An 18,811-nucleotide genomic window follows, 5' to 3' on the forward strand; every position below is an offset into this window, starting at 1 on the left:
TGCCGGCAGGCCACGAGGTCACGGTGTGGCCGCGGCGCTGTCGGCCACGGCGTAAAGCAGCTCCAGATCGTGTGGGCTGAGCTCGCGCCAGGCGCCCTTGCCCAGCTCGCCCAGCGGCAGCTGGCCGATCGCCACGCGCACCAGGCGCAGCACGTTGATGTCGAACGCGGCGAGCAGGCGGCGGATGTGCCGGTTGCGGCCTTCCTCCAGCACCACTTCCAGCCAGGCGGTCTTGTCGCCACTGCGCAGCAGCGTGGCGCGTCGCGCGCGCAGCAGTTCGCCCTCATCCTCGATGCCCGTACACAACGCCTGCAGCTGCGCGGCATCGGGGAGGGCATCGATCTGGACGTGATAGGTCTTGTCCGGGCCGGTGGCCGGATCGGTCAGGCGCGCGGCCCACTGCGGATCATTACTGAAGAGCAGCAGGCCTTCGCTGGCCTTGTCCAGGCGCCCGACCGGCGCGATCCACGGCAGGCTGGCAGCATCGAAGCAGCGATAAACGGTGTCGCGGCCGCGCTCGTCCTGCGCGGTCGTGACCAGGCCGCGCGGCTTGTTGAGCATCAGGTGCACGCGCTTGGGCGCATCCAGCGGCTGACCATCGACGCGCACGTGATGGCGCCCGTCGATGATCGGAAATTCGGGGTTGTTGATGACACGGCCGTCGACCGTCACCCGGCCATCGGCGATCCAGCGTGCGGCTTCGGTCCGCGAGCACAGCCCGGCCTTGGAGAGCACGCGCGCCAGGCCATGGCGCGGTGCGCCCGCAGCGGTGCTGGAGGCGGCGTTGCGGGCAGCTGTTGCAGGGCTCGCACGCCGCTCGGGGCGGCGTGGTCGGGACGCGTTCGCGGCGGGTGGCCGGCGTGTCGTCATCGTGCTCCGCTCAGGCGGCTTACTTCTTGTCCGCCGGCTTGGTCTCAGCCGGTGCTTCGCTGGTAGCGGCCGGCACGGCAGCCGGTACCGGGCGCGCCTTGACTACGCGCACACCGCGCGCTTTCATCCAGGCGTCGAATTCTTCGGCGGTCATGCGCTTGCCGTTCTGGCTCATGTCAAAGCGCCACGGCGTGTTGTCGAACTCGGTCTGCGGCTTGTAGGCCGCCGGATCGTTCGGGTTGATCACCGGTGCGCTGGGAATCGCCTTGGCGATGTTCTGGCAGCCGTCGATGCGCAGGCGCTGCAGCACGCTGTCCAGCGACTGCTCGCGGTCGTAGCTGGAGGTCAGCACGCCGGCGGGCATGCCCAACTGGACGTTGCGGATGTACAGCTCTTCGGCAACCGGTGCGATCGCGGTGGCCGGCAGCGGCAGCGGCGATGCGCTGGCAGGTGCCGAACAGTCCACGGCAGCGTGGGCGGTGGGAACCAGGGCCAGGCCAAGCGCGGCGGCCAGTGCAAAACGCTGCATGGGATGCATCCAGGAAGGGGTCGACGCGGCGAGTTTAACAGCGCCACAACGTCTTTCAAGCGCCACTTTCAATGAATACGGCAACTTATTGGATTTATTGTCGATTTCCAGGATTCGACCCGACTGGATGCGTGACAAGGCGCTTCTCCATCGGCGAGGGCACTTCTTGAAGCGAACGGCGAACTTTTTGACGCTCGGCGGCCGGTGCGTCGAGCGCTGGGCCAAGCCCGTTGGCGCCGCAACGAAAGGCTGGGTTTTAGTGGACTTACAGCACGCCGAGCCTCGTAGCGGCCGGTAGGCCCCTGGGCAAAATCAAGGAGGAGGCCGTCGCCGTCAGGCGGCGGCCGGGGGACATTTGCCAAGGGGCCTACCGGTCGCTACGGGGCGTGACGCGCTCGGAAGGGCCCAACTGTCGAGTTGAGAGAAGACAAAAAAAAACAGGGCCCGGCAATGCCGGGCCCTGCTTAGTGAGACTGTACTACCAGAAGGATTAGTTCTGGACGTTCAGCTCGGTACGACGGTTCTTGGCGCGGCCTTCCGGGTTATCCGAACCATCCGGGTTGGTGTTCGGCGCAATCGGGCGGCTCTCGCCGTAACCGATCGGACCGACCAGACGCGAAGCGTCAACGCCGTTCTGGGTCAGGTAGTTGTACACCGAGGTAGCACGACGCTCGGACAGCTTCTGGTTGTAAGCGTCGGTACCCTTGGAATCGGTGTGACCGGCCACTTCAACGCGCAGATCCGGGTAACGCTTCAGGATTTCCGAAGCCTCGCTCAGGATCGCAACCGCGTCGGGACGCAGGTTCGACTTATCGAAGTCGAAGTTCACGCCCTTCAGATCGATCGACACCGGGACCGGGCAACCGTCCGGACCGATGGTCTGACCCGGCTGCGAGTTCGGGCACTTGTCGTCGCAGTTGTTGACGCCGTCACCGTCGTCATCCAGATCGGCGCAGCTCGGCGCAACCGGAGCCGGAGCCGGCACGGCAGCAACCGGGGCCGGGCCCAGCGGGATCACGACGCCGACCGAAGCCAGCACGTCGCCGAACCAGTCTTCGCTCGGAGCAGCAATGCTCTGGTCGTCGAAGTCAGCGCGGTAGGCCACTTCGGCACGCACGGCGACGCGCTTTTCGAAGGTGGTCTGCAGGCCGACGCCGACCTTGGCGGCGAAGTTGCCGTCCTTGCGCTCACGCGGACCATTGGTGTTCAGTGCCGGATACTCTTCTTCCGACTTCTGGTAGCCCAGACCCATCAGCAGGTAGGGGTTCCAGCCGCGGCCTTCCTGGATGAAGTGGCGACGCAGGTCGAGCGAGGCGCCGTACTGGCTCCAGTTCAGATCCTGGTTGGCGTCGAAGTTCGGATTCTGGTAGTTCAGCTCGCCATCCAGCGACCAGTTGGGGCTGATGAACTTACCGAGGCCCAGGGTAACGAACGGAGCGTCGTTGGTCAGACGGTCGCTATCCTGGAAGTTGAAGCCGGCCGAACCGGTCAGGTACCAGCGGTCGTCAAAATCCTGCGCCGATGCAGCCTGGGCGAAAGCCAGACCGCCCAGCAGCGCGGCAGTGAGGATCTTCTTGTTCATTGAGTACAGCTCCTATTTCGGGGGTATGAAACCGGTAGAGGCATGGGCCAGCACTACTGCGTCGTTTTCAGACTGCCGATTCAGCACGCCACCGCCGCGAACATTATGCTCAGGCGAGTGAAGGTGATGTTAACAGTCCCGTAACATGTGAAGACGACCGCCAGACCTCTACCGGGTCCAGCTGGTGGCACCCTATACAGGTTGATGAAATTCCGCAAGACCCAGCAATGACAAGGGTTTTGCCTAATTCAGGCGACGTCGCGACACATTTTTCACGTGAGGGTTCAAATGCCGATTGCGCCTTGATTCAGCGCAAAAACAGCGACGTCGTGATCCGTATGATGAGGGTGCCCCCCTCGTTTCCGGAGCCGATATGAAAGCCGTGGGACTGACCCGATATCTGCCGATTGACGACCCCGCCGCACTTCAGGACCTGAGCATTGCGCCACCGGGCGCGCCGCAGGGACGCGACCTGCTGGTGCGAATACAGGCTGTTTCCATCAATCCGGTCGACACCAAACAGCGCGCGCCGCGCCCGCAGCAGGAGAATCCTGCGCGGATCCTGGGGTATGACGCGGCCGGCGTGGTCGAGGCGGTAGGCCCGGAGGTCACCGCGTTCGCCCCCGGCGATGAGGTGTATTACGCGGGCGATGTCACCCGCTCGGGTTGCAATGCGCAGTATCAGTGGGTGGACGAACGCCTGGTCGGGCGCAAACCCACCACGTTGGATTTCGCCGAGGCCGCCGCGTTGCCGTTGACCACGCTGACCGCGTGGGAACTGCTGTTCCAGCGCATGCCGCTGCACCTTGAAGACCGCCGCCATCGCGGGCAGCACCTGTTGATCATCGGCGGTGCCGGCGGCGTCGGTTCGATGGCGACCCAGCTCGCGCGCCATGCCGGCTTCAGCGTGATCGCCACCGCCTCGCGCGAGGAAACCCGTGCGTGGTGCATGCAGATGGGCGCCGACCACGTGATCGATCATCGCCAGCCGCTGGCTGCGCAATTGCAGGCACTGGGCATCGCGCAGGTGCAGGTGGCGCTGAACCTGGCCGACACCGACCAGTACTGGGAGGCGCTGGGCGAGCTGCTGGCCCCGCAGGGACATGTGGGGCTGATCGTTGAACCGCGCGGACCGTTGCGCATCGGCGATCCGTACAAAGCCAAATGCATCGGCATCCATTGGGAGTTCATGTTTGCCCGGTCGCGCTTCCAGACCGAGGACATGATCGAACAGCACCGCATTCTGAGCCGAGCCGCCAGCCTGATCGACGCGGGCGAACTGCGCACGACCGCACATACGCATCTGGGCTTGATCACCGCAGCGAACCTGCGTGAGGCACATCGCCAGCTGGAAGGCGGCGGCGTGATCGGCAAACTGGTGCTGTCCGGCTGGGACTGACGCGCGCGGCAATGTGTCTGCGCAGATTCGCGCGTATCTGTATCTGTCGGCGGTGCGAAGGGCCCCCTACAGTCAGTGTCCCTTCCGGTGAAACCGACATGCCCACGTCCCTGCCCCTGCGCCTGCTGCAACTCCTGCTTGGTCTGTTCCTGTATGGCTTCGGCGCGGCGGTGATGATCCGCGCGGCGATCGGCGTGGCGCCCTGGGATGTGCTGTCACAGGGCATCGCGCTGCAGACGCCGCTGTCCTTCGGCGTGGCCACCAACGTAATCGGCGCGCTGGTGTTGCTGCTGTGGTGGCCGATCCGGCAGAAACCCGGCCTGGGCACCGTGCTCAACGTGTTGCTGATCGGCCCCAGCGCGCAGTTCGGGCTGTGGCTGCTGCCGCAGGTGCAGGGACTGGCCTGGCAGATCCCGATGTTCATCTGCGGCCTGCTGCTGGTCGCGCTGGCCACCGGCCTGTACATCGGCGCGCGCTTCGGCCCCGGCCCCCGCGATGGCCTGATGACCGGCCTGCACGCCCGCACCGGCTGGCCGATCTGGATCGTGCGCAGCGCGATCGAAGGCACCGTGCTGCTGATCGGCTGGTGGCTCGGCGGCAATGTCGGCGTGGGCACGCTCGCCTTCGCGCTGCTGATCGGCCCGCTGTGCGGGGTTACCCTGCCGCTGTTCGGCATCCGCAAGCCCGCCCCGGCCGCCGTCGCGCCATAACAGCGCCGGTGCCGGACCGGCGATCGGCACCGGCCGGGGCGCCTGCGCTTGCTCTTCAGAGGCATTCGCGGCACCCTGCGGGCTTCCGTACGCAAGCGTATCCACATGTCGCCAGCCGCCGAATCCACCGCCTACCCGCATCTGTTCACCCCGCTCGACCTGGGCTTCACCCAGCTGCGCAACCGGGTCCTGATGGGGTCCATGCACACCGGCCTGGAAGATCGTGCGCGCGATTTCCCGCGCTTGGCGGCCTATTTCGCCGAGCGTGCCGCCGGCGGCGTCGGGCTGATCGTCACCGGCGGCTTCGCGCCCAACGTGGTCGGCTGGCTCAAGCCGTTCGGTGGCAAGCTGTCCTGGCCGTGGGAAGTGCGACCGCATCGCCAGGTCACCCGGGCCGTGCACGACAACGGCAGCAAGATCTGCCTGCAGCTGCTGCATGCCGGCCGCTACGCCTACCACCCCCTCTCAGTGGCCCCCTCCAAGCTGAAGGCCCCGATCAACCCGTTCACTCCGCGGGCGCTGTCCGCGCGCGGGGTGGAGCGCCACATCGCTGATTACGCGCGCAGCGCGCGGCTGGCCCGCGAGGCCGGCTACGACGGCGTCGAGGTGATGGGTTCGGAAGGCTATCTGATCAATGAGTTCATCGCCCCGCGTACCAACCAGCGCACCGACCGCTGGGGCGGCGACGCGGCACAGCGCATGCGCTTCGCCGTCGAGATCGTGCGCCGCATCCGCGAGGCCTGCGGGCCGGACTTCATCATCATCTACCGGCTCTCGCTGGTGGATCTGGTGCCCGACGGCAGCAACTGGGCCGAGATCGTGCAGCAGGCGCAGGCGATCGAGGCGGCGGGCGCCACGCTGATCAATTCGGGCATCGGCTGGCACGAGGCGCGCATCCCGACCATCGCGACCTCGGTACCACGCGGCGCCTTTGCCGGGGTCACCGCCAAGCTCAAGCCGCATGTCCGCGTGCCGGTGATCGCGACCAACCGCATCAACATGCCCGACGTGGCCGAACGCATCCTTGCTGCGGGCGGGGCCGATATGGTGTCGCTGGCGCGGCCGCTGCTGGCCGACCCGCAGTGGGCCAACAAGTCACGCGCCGGGCGTCCGGAGGCGATCAACACCTGCATCGCCTGCAACCAGGCCTGTCTGGACCACGTGTTCGAGAACAAGACCGCCAGCTGCCTGGTCAACCCGCGCGCCGTGCACGAGACCGAGCTGGTCTACCACCCGACCACCGCCCCGCGCCGGATCGCCGTGGTCGGTGCCGGCCCGGCCGGGCTGGCCTGCGCGTCGGTCGCCGCCGAGCGTGGCCACGCGGTGACGCTGTTCGACGCCGGCAGCGAGATCGGCGGGCAGTTCAATGTCGCAAAGCGCATCCCGGGCAAGGAAGAATTCCACGAGACGCTGCGCTATTTCCGCCACAAGCTGGGCGAGACCGGTGTCGAGGTGAAGCTGGGCACCGTGGCCGACGTGGCCGCGCTGGCCGGTTTCGACGCGGTGGTGATCGCCACCGGCATCATCCCGCGCCGGGTGGATTTCCCCGGCGCCGACCACCCCAAGGTGGTCACCTACCTGGATGTGCTGCTCGGCAGGGTCCAGGTGGGCGAGCAGGTCGCGATCATCGGCGCCGGCGGGATCGGCTTCGATGTCGGCGAGTTCCTGGTCCACCAGGGGCCCTCCTCCGCGCTGGACCCGGCACGCTGGATGGCCGAGTGGGGCGTGGACCCCAGCTTCGAGGGCCGGGGCGCGCTGGCCAAACCGGCACCTGAAGCACCCGCGCGCAAGGTCTGGCTGCTGCAGCGCAGCCCGGGCAAGCCCGGCGCCCGGCTGGGCAAGACCACCGGCTGGATCCACCGCGCCACGCTCAAGGCCAAGGGCGTGAGCATGCTGGGTGGCGTGACGTACCTGGGCGTGGATGACAGCGGCCTGCGTATCGGCGTGGACGGCCAGGAACAGCTGCTGCCGGTGAGCCATGTGGTGGTCTGCGCCGGCCAGGAACCGCGCCGTGATCTGCACGCCGCGCTGCAGGCCGCCGGCATCCATGCGCAGCTGATCGGCGGTGCGGACGTGGCCGCCGAACTCGACGCCAAGCGCGCGATCGATCAGGGCAGCCGGGTCGCGGCCGCGCTCTGATCCGGGTCGAAACCGACCTGAATACGGGGCTGAACGGCCGATTCAGCCCCACCTCCTAACCTGAATGTCAAGCGTTCGGGTTCAGGATGTATTGGGAAATCCCCCCCTATCGTGCGCCAACTTTCCCGCTCACCACCCAGTTCGAGTGAGCGCGCGGACCCCACGTCTATTCGGGTCCGCCCCCGGGCGGCCCCGATGGCCGCCTCCCCATGACGCCAAGTCGTACCCACGCCCCGTCCGCATGATCGGATGGAACAGCCAGGTGCGGCCCACACGGAGCAAGGAGATTTATGAAACTGGCCTGGATTCTCTGGCTGTCACAGTTGTTGCCGCAGCCTGCCGCCGATTCGTTGTGCCTGAGCACGACCGTCTACCTCGAAGCGCGTGACCAGACCCTGCGCGGCCAGCAAGCCGTCGCGGAAGTGGCCCTGCGCCGCCTGGACAGCGGCCTGTGGGGCGACTCGATGTGCCAGGTGGTGACCGCCCGCAAGCAGTTCGCCCCGACCATCGTGGCGCCCGGCACCCAGCTCGGCAACGCCGATGCCTGGCAGGAAGCGATGACCGTGGCCTTCGATGCCGAGCGCAACTGGGCCCTGCCGGCCGGTGAGCGCAAGGAGATCGTCCCGGGTGCGAGCCACTTCGCCGCCCTGGCAATCGCCAACCCGAGCTGGCGCAACGCCTACCAGGTGGCCACCATTGGCGATCACACCTTCTACCGCGTGCAGAAACTCAAGCCGCGCGCGTCGTAACGATCTGTTACGGCCATACCGTTGAGGATGCGAGGCCGGCTCTGGAATAGTGGGCGGCTCACCTTCCACCCATCCGCAACGGAGTTCCCATGAAGCTGTACAGCAAGCCCGGAGCCTGCTCCACCGCCGATCACATCGCACTGCAGTGGACCGGCCAGCCGTTCGAGGTGGAACTGCTCGACAAGGACACCCTGAAGGCCCCCGCCTTCCTGGCCATCAATCCGGCCGGTTCGGTCCCGGTGGTGGTCGACGGCGATTTCGTGCTGACCCAGAACGCGGCCATCCTGGGTTACATCGCCGATACCTACCCGCAGGCCGGCCTGACCGGTGACGGCAGCCCCAAGCAGCGCGCCGAAGCCACCCGTTGGCTGTCCTTCGTCAATTCGGACCTGCACCCGGCATTCAAGCCGCTGTTCGGGCCGGCCACCTTCATCGAAGACGACACCCAGTACGACGCGCTCCGCGCCACCGCCCGCAAGCGCCTGCGTGGCCTGTTCGAGCGCGCCGATGCGCAGCTGGCCGACCGCCCCTGGCTAGCCGGGTTCCGCAGCTTCGCCGACCCGTACTTCTACATCACCCTGCGCTGGGCCGCGGGCGCGAAGATCGACCTGAGCGGCCTGGACAACATCGCTGCCTTCAAGCAGCGGATGGACGCCGATGCCGGCGTGCAGGCGGTACTGAAGGCCGAAGGCCTGAGCTGACCGGTGCGGCTGACGTAGACGGATAAGAAGAAGCCCGGCAGTGCCGGGCTTTTTCGTTTCCAGCGCGTGCGAGGTGATCAGCCAACGACCTCGACCACAGTGCCCTCGGCATCGCGCAGTTCGCTCGGCTCCACCACCACCTGCAGCGCCGGCCAACCCGGGATCGCATAGGTGCCACGGCGGGGCATGACCGTGGCGACCAGCGCCTGCACCGTGGCCGGTGCCAGCTGGCAGTCCAGCGCATCACCCTCGACCACCAGCAGCGCATTGGCGGCCGCCGGCGACAGCGTGATCTGCCGATCGTTGCCGACCAGCGTCAATGGCTGGCCGAACAGCAACCGCGCCGGCAGCAACGCGAGCAGCGATTCCACCTGGCGCGCGCCCAGCGTCACGGTCAACTGCTGCCCTGCGCCCTCGCCCTGCACCGACCCGCCCAGCTTTTCCAGGAACAGATAGGCCGTCTGCGAGCCCTCGCGTGCCGCACCCTCGGCCACGGCGGCCGCCAGCGCGGGATCGTCCAGCAGCGAGCCACGCGCGATATCGGTGATCCACAGCGGCATCTTCGGCAGCAGCGCCTCGAGCACGCCGGTGGTCGACCAGCGCTTCACCGCCTCCATCTCGTCATCGGTCAGCCCGATCACCTGCAGGAACGCCAGCGAACCGTTGGGCGTCTCGCGCGGCGGCAGCTGCGGGTCGCGCATGAAGGCGACGTGCCGCAGTGGCGTATCGGTGTCGGCGGCGATCGGCCCGCCCGCATTGAGGTAGTGGCCCTGCTGGAACACCTTGCCGTTGGCGAACACGTAGCGCGCCAGGTTCTGCAGGAAATTCATCGCCCACGGCGGTGGCTCGCTGCCTGCCGCAGCGGCAACCCGGACGCTCAGCTCGAAGCCGTAGCCACTGGTGGCCGGATCATCGCTCTCTTTTTCATACAGCTCGGAGAAGCCATAGCTGACGAAGTGCCAGTGCGGCAGCGGCGCATCGTTCCAATATGCGCTGATGCCGTCCAGCGGGTCCTCGCCACCCAGCAGCGAACGCAGCACCGGGCCGTAATGCTGCGGCGCCTGCGTGGGATACACCGCCTTCAACGCGGCATCGATGGCATCCCACCCGGGGGCGCCGTCGTCCTCGATCTCATCCACCATCGCCATTCTCCCGCACACGAAACAGCACGCATTCTAAACAGCGTGCTGCCTGGCTGCCGTCGACGTATCGCCTCAGGCGATCACGACCTCGGTGTGCAGCAGCGCGTGCGTTTCTTCCAGCCAGCGGTTGGCCAGTGCCGGGCTTTTCGCCTTGCTGATCGCAGCGGCCAGGTCCGGCCACAGCTTTTCCAGGCCGCCGGCATCGGTGCAGCGCTCGACTTTCAACTGCATGAAATACCCCTTCAGACCGAGATGCCTGCGCACCGATTCGCTCATCCAGTCATACAGCCGCTTGTACAGCTCCGGATCCTGCTCGCGCCCGGCGGTCAGCGCTGCAGCAATGACCGGTGCGGCACTCCCGCCGACGATCTCGATCAACCCCAATGCCGACAGCTGCGCCAGCGCATCGTCCGGTGCGCGCAGGCCCGGCAACAAAGCGGTCAACGCGGTGTCATCGCGCTGACCATCGACCATCAGCAGCATGGACCGCAGCGCAGGCGGCAAGCGCCGCGCACGGTCCTCGATTTCCTGACGGCCAGCGGCCGTCTTGGCCTGGATATACGCCATGTGTTCCCCCTTCACGTGGTGCCCTATCACACGCGTCGGCCGGCCGTTCGCCGCTACCTGCGCGCCCCCTGTGATCTTCCAGGCCATCAATGTCCGGCGGCCGCCCCAGGCGCGCCGTATCCCCAGCGCGCGCGTGCCGCCGGCAAGACCCGCACCGATCACGTCCGCAGCTTACCCGAGCGTTCGTGTCGCCGGTAATGCGCTGCAGCATCGTGCGGGGGGCCTACCGGGTCAGCTCCCCAGTGCGCGCCGGATCTCGTCCAAGGCCGCCGGGTCGTCCAGGGTCGACAGATCCCCTGGATCACGCTCCTCCGCCAGCGCCTGCAGCGAGCGTCGCAGCAGCTTGCCCGAACGCGTTTTGGGCAGCGCGTTGACGATATGGATGTGCGCCGGCCGCGCGACCGCGCCCAGGGTATTGGTCACCCGCTGCATCATCTCGGCCGCCACGGCACTCCCGTCGCCCTGCAGGGCCTGCTTGAGGGTGACGAACACCAGCGGCACCTGGCCCTTGAGTTCATCCTTGACCCCGATCACGGCGGCCTCGGCCACCAGCGGATGGCCGGCGATGCATTCTTCGATCTCGCGCGTGCCCAGGCGGTGCCCGGCCACATTGATGACATCGTCGGTGCGGCCGAGGATGAAGGTGTAGCCGTCTTCGTCCTGGATCGCCCAGTCCAGCGAGCTGTACAGCAGTTCCTTGAAGTGGCTGAAGTAGCTCTGGATGAAGCGCGCGTCGTCCTTCCAGACCGTGGTCATGCAGCCCGGCGGCAGCGGCGGGATCATCACCAGCACGCCCTTCTGCCCCGGCGCGACGGTCTCGCCGGTGTTCTCGTCGATCACCTTCATCCGGTAGCCGAGGTTCGGAAAACCGGGCGAGCCGAAGCGCACCGGTTTCATGTCCACGCCCGGCAGCAGGGTCAGTGCCGGCCAGCCGGTTTCGGTCTGCCAGTAGTTGTCGATGATCGGCTTGCCGAGTGCGTCGTTGATCCAGTGCGCGGTCGGCTCGTCGAGCGGTTCGCCGGCGAGGAAGACGTACTTCAATGCTTCCAGATCGTGGCGGCGGATGAAATCGGCGTCGTGTTTCTTGAGCACGCGGATCGCGGTCGGCGAGGAGAACAGCGTGCGCACGCCGTACTGTTCGCACAGCGCCCACCAGATGCCCGGGTCCGGGTGGGTCGGCAGCCCTTCATAGAGCAACGAGGTGCAGCCGCCGATCAGCGGGCCGTACACGTTGTAGGAATGCCCGACCGCCCAGCCCACATCCGAGGTGGAGAACATCACCTGGCCGGGCTTGCAGTCGAACACCGTCTCCATCGACTGCGCCATCGCGACTGCGTAGCCGCCGACATCACGCTGCACGCCCTTCGGCTTGCCGGTGGTGCCGGAGGTGTAGAGCAGATAGCTCGGCTCGCTGGATTCCAGCCACACCACCGGTACATCCTGGTCACCTACCTCGGCACGCAGCGTGGCGTAATCGACGTCACGACCGGGCACCTTCGGCTCGGCCGGGTCCAGCCCGCGTGAGACGATCAATACATGCGGTGGCGGCGAGGCGGCTTCGGCGCAGGCGGCATCGACCATCGCCTTGTACGGAATCACTTTGCCACCGCGCTTGCCGGCGTCGGCGGCGATCAACAGCTTCGGTTCGGCGTCATCGATGCGCAGTGCCAGGTTGTGCGCGGCGAAACCGCCGAACACCACCGAGTGGATCGCCCCGATGCGTGCACACGCCAGCATCGCGAACACCGCTTCGGCCATGTTCGGCATGTAGATCACCACGCGGTCGCCGCGCTGCACGTCCAGCCGCTGCAGCACGGCGGCGAAGGCATTCACTTCGCGGTGCAGCTCGCGGTAGGTGATCTCGCGGGTAACGCCGGTTTCGCTGGAGATGGCGACGAGGGCGAGCTGATCGGGACGGTCGACCAGATGACGGTCCACCGCGTTGTAGCAGAGGTTGGTTTCCCCGCCGACGAACCAGCGCCGGAACGGCGGATTGCTGTAGTCGAGGATCTGCTGCGGCGGTGTATGCCAGTAGATGCGCTGGGCCTCTTCGCCCCAGAACGCCTCGGGTTCATCGACCGAACGTCGATAGACATCTTCGTAACGCATGACAGCCCTCCCAGACAAAGTCATGGGATCGAGCATAGTCCGATGGTGAGGCGCGGGCCGTCCGACCTTGGTCGTAGGGCCGGTCGGTGGGTGGGGCGCTGCCCCCCCATACCCTTTCCGGCGAATGTCCTCCGGCGTCGGCCTGCGGCCGCCCCCTCCTCCTTTATTTCGCCTACAAGGGCATGGGGGGCCAGCGCCCCACCCACCGACCGCCGCGCGGAAAAGACTCAGTACGCGCCTTTGCACCGCCTATGGGCGAAGAACAAAAAAAAACGCCGGGCAATGCCCGGCGTTTTTTCAATTCGTACCGACCAACGATATTCGCGCCGTCCTGGCGCTCACCCTTCGGGCCGGCGCTTTGCACCGTTGAGAACGGCTCCTGCCGTTCTCTTCGGCACCTGTCGTGGCGTGCGATCAGCCCAGCAGGTGGGCGACGCCCGAACGCTCTTCTTCCAGCTCGGCCAGGGTCTTGTCGATGTACTTCTGGCTGAAGTCGTCGACCGGCAGATCCTTGACCAGGGTGTACTCGCCGTTCTCGGTGGTGACCGCGAAGCCGAAGATCACGCCTTCCGGAATGCCGTAGGAGCCGTCGGACGGCACGCCCATGGTGACCCACTTGCCGTTGCTGCCCAGCACCCAGTCACGGATGTGGTCGACGGCGGCATTGGCGGCCGAGGCGGCCGAGGACGAGCCACGGGCTTCGATGATCGCCGCGCCGCGCTTGCCCACGGTCGGGATGAAGGTGGAGGCGTTCCATTCCTGGTCGTTGATCGCCTCGGCGATGGAGGCACCCTCGGCGGTGGCGAAACGGTAATCCGGGTACATGGTCGGGCTGTGGTTGCCCCACACGATCAGCTTCTCCATGCCACCGACCGGCTTGCCGAGCTTGGTCGACAGCTGGCTCAGTGCACGGTTGTGGTCCAGGCGCAGCATGGCGGTGAAGTTGCGCGGGTTCAGATCCGGTGCCGACTTCATGGCGATGTAGGCATTGGTGTTGGCCGGGTTGCCGACCACCAGCACCTTGACGTCACGCTTGGCGACCTTGTTCAGCGCCGCGCCCTGGGCGGTGAAGATCTTGGCGTTTTCCAGCAGCAGATCCTTGCGCTCCATGCCCGGGCCGCGCGGACGCGCGCCGACCAGCAGGGCGATATCGGCATCCTTGAAGGCCACTTCGGCGTCATCGGTACCGACCATGCCGGCCAGCAGCGGGAAGGCGCAGTCTTCCAGTTCCATCATCACGCCGCGCAGGGCGGCCTGGGCCTTGTCGACCGGCAGCTCGAGCAGCTGCAGGATGACCGGCTGGTCCTTGCCCAGCATGTCGCCGGAGGCGATGCGGAACAGCAGGGCGTAGCCGATCTGGCCGGCGGCGCCGGTCACGGCAACACGAACAGGTGCTTTCATGGGGATTTCCTCTGCTAAGAAGCGTAAAAACGGCCCCCTTCACAGGGGGCCGTCGGGATCGGATCAGGCGCTGGGGATGAGCTTGTTCCACTCCGCCACGCGCTCGGCCTGGGCGGCCAGCACGGCGTCGGTGTCGCCTTCCAGGGTGATCGAATGGATCACGTCGCCCTGCTTGACCGAGTCCACGATGGCCTGGCCGTCGAGCACCTGGCCGAACACGGTGTGCTTGCCGTCCAGCCAATCGGTCTTGATGTGGGTGATGAAGAACTGGCTGCCGTTCGTGTTCGGGCCGGCATTGGCCATCGACAGCGAACCGACCTGGTGCTTCACGCCGTTCTTTTCATCTTCGAACTTGTAGCCCGGGCCGCCGGTGCCCTGGCCCTTGGGGCAGCCACCCTGGATCATGAAGTCCGGGATCACGCGGTGGAAGACCAGGCCGTCATAGAAGCCGTGCTTGACCAGATTGACGAAGTTGGCGACCGTCAGCGGGGCCTTGTCGGCGAACAGCTCGACCTTGATCGGGCCCTGGGTGGTGTCGAAAGTGGCGATGAGGGACATGCAAATCCTTGGGGTACGGGGGTTTGTCGTTAGCCCCATAGGATACACCCGTGGTATGCGCCACCGCATGCGCGCTGCCGCCCCACGCTTCGCTGCGCGAACCGCGGCCCCCTCTTGCCAGCACCCACACCCCCGCCGCTTCGCGGCAGCCCCCTGACTCAGGGGGCGGAGGCGCTTCCTGCATCATCGCGGCGCCCCGGACAGGCGCCCCTCACACAGCTGAATGCCCGTCCGGCAAGGCTTGCGACGTACTTTTCGCGATTGGTCATCTTGGCCGTATAATGTTGGACTTCTTTTTCCAAATCCGGCGCCGACTGGCCCCCTTTCGCATGTCTATCGAAAATCTTCGCAACATCGCCATCGTCGCCCACGTCGACCACGGTAAGACCACCCTCGTCGACCAGCTGCTCAAGCAGTCCGGCACCCTCTCCGAGCGCACCGTGCTCGCCGAGCGCGTGATGGACAGCAATGACCAGGAAAAGGAACGCGGCATCACCATCCTGGCCAAGAACACGGCCATCACCTGGGAAGACAAGAAGACCGGTATCAAGAACCGGATCAACATCGTCGACACCCCGGGACACGCCGACTTCGGCGGCGAAGTGGAGCGCGTGCTGTCGATGGTCGACACCGTGCTGATCCTCGTCGACGCGATGGACGGCCCGATGCCGCAGACCCGCTTCGTGACCCAGAAGGCCTTCGCGATGGGCTTCAAGCCGATCGTCGTGGTCAACAAGGTCGACCGCCCGGGCTCGCGTCCGGATTGGGTGATCGACCAGGTCTTCGACCTGTTCGACAAGCTCGGCGCCACCAATGAGCAGCTCGACTTCCCGATCGTCTACGCCTCGGCCCTGAACGGCTACGCGGGCCTGGAAGACACCGTGCGCGACGGCGACATGACCCCGCTGTACGAAGCGATCATGCAGCACGCGCCGATGCCGGAAGTGGACCCGGAAGGTCCGTTCCAGATGCGCATCAGCCAGCTGGACTACAACAACTTCGTGGGCGTGATCGGCATCGGCCGCGTGCAGCGCGGCACCCTGAAGAAGAACATGCAGGTCGCGGTCATCGATCGTGAAGGCAAGAAGCGCAACGGCAAGGTCGCGCAGGTGCTGGGCTTCCTGGGCCTGGAGCGCATCGAGCAGGACACCGCCGAGGCCGGCGACATCGTCGCCATCTCCGGTATTCCGGAACTGACCATCTCCGACACCCTGTGCCACCCGGATACCCCGGAAGCCCTGCCGGCGCTGACCGTCGATGAACCGACGATCTCGATGACCTTCCAGGTCAACAACTCGCCGTTCGCCGGCAACAAGGACCTGTCCGGTGGCAAGTTCCTGACCAGCCGCCAGATCAAGGACCGCCTGGATCGCGAGCAGGTCCACAACGTGGCCCTGAAGGTGGAACAGCTGGAAGACGCCGACAAGTTCCTGGTCTCCGGCCGTGGCGAACTGCACCTGTCGGTGTTGATCGAGAACATGCGTCGTGAAGGCTACGAGCTGGCCGTGTCGCGTCCGGAAGTGATCATCAAGCAGATCGACGGCCAGGCCATGGAGCCGATCGAGCAGCTGGTGGTGGACATCGAAGAGCAGCACCAGGGCGGCGTGATGGAAAAGCTGGGCACCCGCAAGGGCCAGCTGAAGAACATGGAGCCGGACGGCAAGGGCCGTGTGCGCCTGGAATACCAGATCCCGGCCCGTGGCCTGATCGGTTTCCAGAACGAGTTCAAGACCCTGACCCAAGGTTCGGGCCTGCTGTTCCACGTGTTCGACCATTACGGCCCGAAGGAACAGGGTTCGATCGCCAAGCGCCAGAACGGCGTGATGATCGCCAATGCCCCGGGTGCCACCCCGGCGTACTCCCTGGGCCCGCTGCAGGAACGCGGCAAGCTGTTCGCTGCTGAAGGCGACAACGTGTATGAAGGCCAGCTGGTCGGCATCCACTCCAAGGACAACGATCTGACCGTCAACGCGATCAAGACCAAGCCGCTGACCAACATGCGCGCCTCGGGCAAGGACGATGCGATCCAGCTGACCCCGGCGATCAAGTACTCGCTGGAGCAGGCCCTGGACTTCATCGAAGACGACGAGCTGGTCGAGATCACCCCGAAGGAAATCCGCCTTCGCAAGAAGGGCCTGACCGAAAGCGACCGCAAGAAGGCCTCGCGCGGCGGCTGATCGGACCCATTGTCGTGATCGACAAGCCCTACAACCCGGATCCTCACAAGCATCCGGGGCTTCACCTGATCGCCTTGCTGGAAGCCAGCAAGGCGGTTCTGGCGCTATTGGCTGCGACCGGGCTGGAAATGCTCGGTCCGCAGCCCCTGCGCGATGCGGTCAATGCCCTGATCCGCCGGTTCAGCCTGGACCCGGATCACGGCACCCTGCCCTCGCTGCTCAACATGATCAGCCCCGATGCAGTGCATCTGGCGGCTGCTGCGATGGTCGCCTACGGCGTCCTGCACTTATTCGAGGCCTGGGGCCTCTGGCGCGCCAAAGCCTGGGCTTCCTGGCTGGGCTGCGTCACCGCCGGCATCTACCTGCCGTTCGATATCTACGCCATTCTCCGCCATCCGGGCTGGGCCTCGTGGTCGGTGCTGGTGATCAATCTGATCGTGGTCGGCGTACTCGCCCGCGATATCCGCAAACGCCACGGCACGATCGCCAACGCGGCTTGAGTTGCCAAGCGCCGCCTGTGCTGGTTAGCCTGTCGGCCGGTTCGGGGGAACAGGCATGCGCCTGACACTGACGTCATTGATGCTCATCGCACTGGCCGGCTGCAGCCCGGGCCCGGCGCCTCTGCATGCCCGCGAATCGCCCACGCCCTCACCGACCGCAGCGCTGCCCTTCGCCTATGCCGAGGCCGACATCAGCGCGCTGCAAGCGCGGATGGCCAGCGGCGAGCTGGACAGCGTCACTCTGGCCCGCGCCTACCTGGACCGCATCGCCCGCCTCGACCGGGCCGGCCCGCGCCTGCGCGCGGTGATCGAGCTCAATCCCGATGCGCTGCGCGAAGCTGCCCAGCTGGACGCCGAGCGCCGCCAAGGGCAGCTGCGCGGCCCGCTGCACGGCATCCCGCTGCTGCTCAAGGACAACATCGGCGCCAGCCCCATGAGCACCACCGCCGGTTCGCTCGCGCTGGAAGGCTTCCGCCCCGACGATGCGTTCCTGGTCAAGCGGCTGCGCGCGGCGGGTGCGCTGATCCTGGGCAAGACCAACCTCAGTGAGTGGGCCAACTTCCGCTCCAGCCAGTCGATCTCCGGCTGGAGCGCGCGCGGCGGCCAGACCCGCAATCCCTACCGGCTCAGCCATAACCCGTGCGGCTCCAGCAGTGGCAGCGCGGTGGCGGTCTCGGCCAATCTGGCGGTGGCCGCGATCGGCACCGAGACCGACGGCAGCATCGTCTGCCCGGCCGCGGTCAACGGCGTGGTCGGCTTGAAGCCGACCGTGGGACTGGTCAGCCGCGAAGGCATCATCCCGATCTCTTTCAGCCAGGACACCGCCGGCCCGATGACGCGCAGCGTGGCCGATGCGGCCGCCCTGCTGACCGCCATGGCCGGCCGGGACGAGGCTGACCCGGCTACCGCCACCATGCCGGGGCGCGCCGTGTACGACTACACCTCGCGCTTGAACGCCGATGGCCTGCGCGGTGCGCGGATCGGCGTGCTGTATGGCGACCTGCTGCAGAAGCCGGGCATCGCACCCGCCCTGCAACATGCGGTGGCCGTGCTGCGCGACGCGGGCGCGACCGTGGTGCCGGTGCAGTTGCCAACCCAGGGCCAGTGGCAGGAGGCTGAGCAGATCGTGCTGATGCATGAGTTCAAGGCTGGGCTGCAGCGCTACTTCACCACCTACCAGGCGCCGGTGCGCACGCTGGACGACGTCATCGCGTGGAACCGGCAGCATGCGGGCAAGGAGCTGGCGCTGTTCGATCAGGACCTGATGGACACCGCCGCCACCATGGGCGGCCTTGGCAGCCCGGCGTACATCCGCGCGCGCAGCGATGCGCGCCGGTTGGCCGGTCCGGACGGCATCGATGCGGTGCTGCGCGAGCACAACCTCGATGCGCTGGTGGCGCCGACCACCGGGACGGCCTGGCCGATCCGGCCCGGCCGCGGCGATGACTTCCCCGGTGAAAGCTACAGCGCGGCCGCGGTGGCGGGGTACCCCAGCCTGACCGTGCCGATGGCGCACGTGAACGGGCTGCCGCTGGGGCTGCTGTTCATGGGCACCGCATGGAGCGAGCCGCGGCTGATCGAGCTGGGCTACGCCTACGAGCAGCGCACCCGCGCACGTCGCCCGCCGCGATTCCAGACCGACAGCCTGCTGACGAACGGCATCGCGCCCTGAGGGGCG

General features: G+C 66.6%; 16 protein-coding genes. 8 read left to right on the plus strand and 8 right to left on the minus strand.

Annotated features, from left to right (window positions below; translation table 11 throughout):
- Positions 1-18: 18 nt before the first annotated feature.
- The 3 genes from AC1DIQ_RS17310 to AC1DIQ_RS17320 all read right to left on the minus strand — a co-directional run bounded on the left by AC1DIQ_RS17310 (position 19) and on the right by AC1DIQ_RS17320 (position 2,981).
- Positions 19-870, minus strand: coding sequence for a pseudouridine synthase (locus AC1DIQ_RS17310; protein WP_478050492.1), 852 nt, complete (start codon positions 868-870; stop codon positions 19-21).
- 19 nt (positions 871-889) lie between these two features.
- Positions 890-1,399: an HAD family hydrolase gene (locus tag AC1DIQ_RS17315; RefSeq protein ID WP_121042921.1), complete on the minus strand. Its 510-nt coding sequence runs from the start codon at positions 1,397-1,399 to the stop codon at positions 890-892.
- Between the two features lie 490 nt (positions 1,400-1,889).
- A complete protein-coding gene (locus AC1DIQ_RS17320; protein WP_121042919.1) occupies positions 1,890-2,981 on the minus strand; it encodes an OmpA family protein in 1,092 nt (363 codons plus the stop codon).
- 373 nt (positions 2,982-3,354) lie between these two features.
- Between AC1DIQ_RS17320 and AC1DIQ_RS17325 the strand changes: the two genes are divergently transcribed.
- The 5 genes from AC1DIQ_RS17325 to AC1DIQ_RS17345 all read left to right on the plus strand — a co-directional run bounded on the left by AC1DIQ_RS17325 (position 3,355) and on the right by AC1DIQ_RS17345 (position 8,679).
- A complete protein-coding gene (locus tag AC1DIQ_RS17325; protein WP_478050493.1) occupies positions 3,355-4,380 on the plus strand; it encodes a zinc-binding alcohol dehydrogenase family protein in 1,026 nt (341 codons plus the stop codon).
- A gap of 98 nt (positions 4,381-4,478) precedes the next feature.
- Positions 4,479-5,090 (plus strand): membrane protein YczE, encoded by a 612-nt coding sequence (gene yczE / locus AC1DIQ_RS17330; protein WP_121042915.1) that lies wholly within the window; start codon positions 4,479-4,481, stop codon positions 5,088-5,090.
- Between the two features lie 105 nt (positions 5,091-5,195).
- Positions 5,196-7,229 (plus strand): 2,4-dienoyl-CoA reductase FMN-binding domain-containing protein, encoded by a 2,034-nt coding sequence (locus tag AC1DIQ_RS17335; protein WP_478050494.1) that lies wholly within the window; start codon positions 5,196-5,198, stop codon positions 7,227-7,229.
- A gap of 290 nt (positions 7,230-7,519) precedes the next feature.
- Entirely contained in the window at positions 7,520-7,978 is a 459-nt protein-coding gene (locus AC1DIQ_RS17340) for a cell wall hydrolase (RefSeq protein WP_088435200.1), read from the plus strand.
- An 89-nt stretch (positions 7,979-8,067) separates the two neighbouring features.
- Positions 8,068-8,679 carry a glutathione S-transferase family protein gene (locus tag AC1DIQ_RS17345; protein WP_121042912.1) on the plus strand — a complete coding sequence of 204 codons (612 nt, stop codon included), beginning with the start codon at positions 8,068-8,070 and terminating at the stop codon, positions 8,677-8,679.
- Positions 8,680-8,756: 77 nt separating this feature from the next.
- On the opposite strand, the gene AC1DIQ_RS17350 is transcribed toward AC1DIQ_RS17345, so the two are convergent.
- The 5 genes from AC1DIQ_RS17350 to AC1DIQ_RS17370 form a co-directional block, all read right to left on the minus strand.
- Positions 8,757-9,821: a suppressor of fused domain protein gene (locus tag AC1DIQ_RS17350; protein ID WP_478050495.1), complete on the minus strand. Its 1,065-nt coding sequence runs from the start codon at positions 9,819-9,821 to the stop codon at positions 8,757-8,759.
- Between the two features lie 72 nt (positions 9,822-9,893).
- On the minus strand, positions 9,894-10,388 hold the full coding sequence (locus tag AC1DIQ_RS17355) for a hypothetical protein (RefSeq protein WP_282263856.1): 495 nt from the start codon (positions 10,386-10,388) through the stop codon (positions 9,894-9,896).
- 231 nt (positions 10,389-10,619) lie between these two features.
- On the minus strand, positions 10,620-12,497 hold the full coding sequence (gene prpE, locus AC1DIQ_RS17360) for a propionate--CoA ligase (protein ID WP_282263854.1): 1,878 nt from the start codon (positions 12,495-12,497) through the stop codon (positions 10,620-10,622).
- Positions 12,498-12,911: 414 nt separating this feature from the next.
- Entirely contained in the window at positions 12,912-13,898 is a 987-nt protein-coding gene (locus tag AC1DIQ_RS17365) for a malate dehydrogenase (protein ID WP_121042906.1), read from the minus strand.
- 63 nt (positions 13,899-13,961) lie between these two features.
- Positions 13,962-14,456, minus strand: a complete 495-nt coding sequence (locus AC1DIQ_RS17370; RefSeq protein WP_121042904.1) for a peptidylprolyl isomerase — start codon at positions 14,454-14,456, stop codon at positions 13,962-13,964.
- 329 nt (positions 14,457-14,785) lie between these two features.
- Here AC1DIQ_RS17370 and typA point away from each other — a divergent pair, with 329 nt between their 5' ends.
- From typA to AC1DIQ_RS17385, 3 genes are read left to right on the plus strand one after another with little or no spacing between them, the layout of a single operon-like run.
- On the plus strand, positions 14,786-16,633 hold the full coding sequence (typA, locus tag AC1DIQ_RS17375) for a translational GTPase TypA (RefSeq protein WP_121042902.1): 1,848 nt from the start codon (positions 14,786-14,788) through the stop codon (positions 16,631-16,633).
- A gap of 14 nt (positions 16,634-16,647) precedes the next feature.
- Positions 16,648-17,133: a DUF2127 domain-containing protein gene (locus AC1DIQ_RS17380; RefSeq protein WP_121042900.1), complete on the plus strand. Its 486-nt coding sequence runs from the start codon at positions 16,648-16,650 to the stop codon at positions 17,131-17,133.
- 55 nt (positions 17,134-17,188) lie between these two features.
- A complete protein-coding gene (locus AC1DIQ_RS17385; protein ID WP_461770595.1) occupies positions 17,189-18,805 on the plus strand; it encodes an amidase in 1,617 nt (538 codons plus the stop codon).
- Positions 18,806-18,811 lie beyond the last annotated feature (6 nt).

Source organism: Stenotrophomonas sp. 05L413 (genome assembly GCF_056397945.1).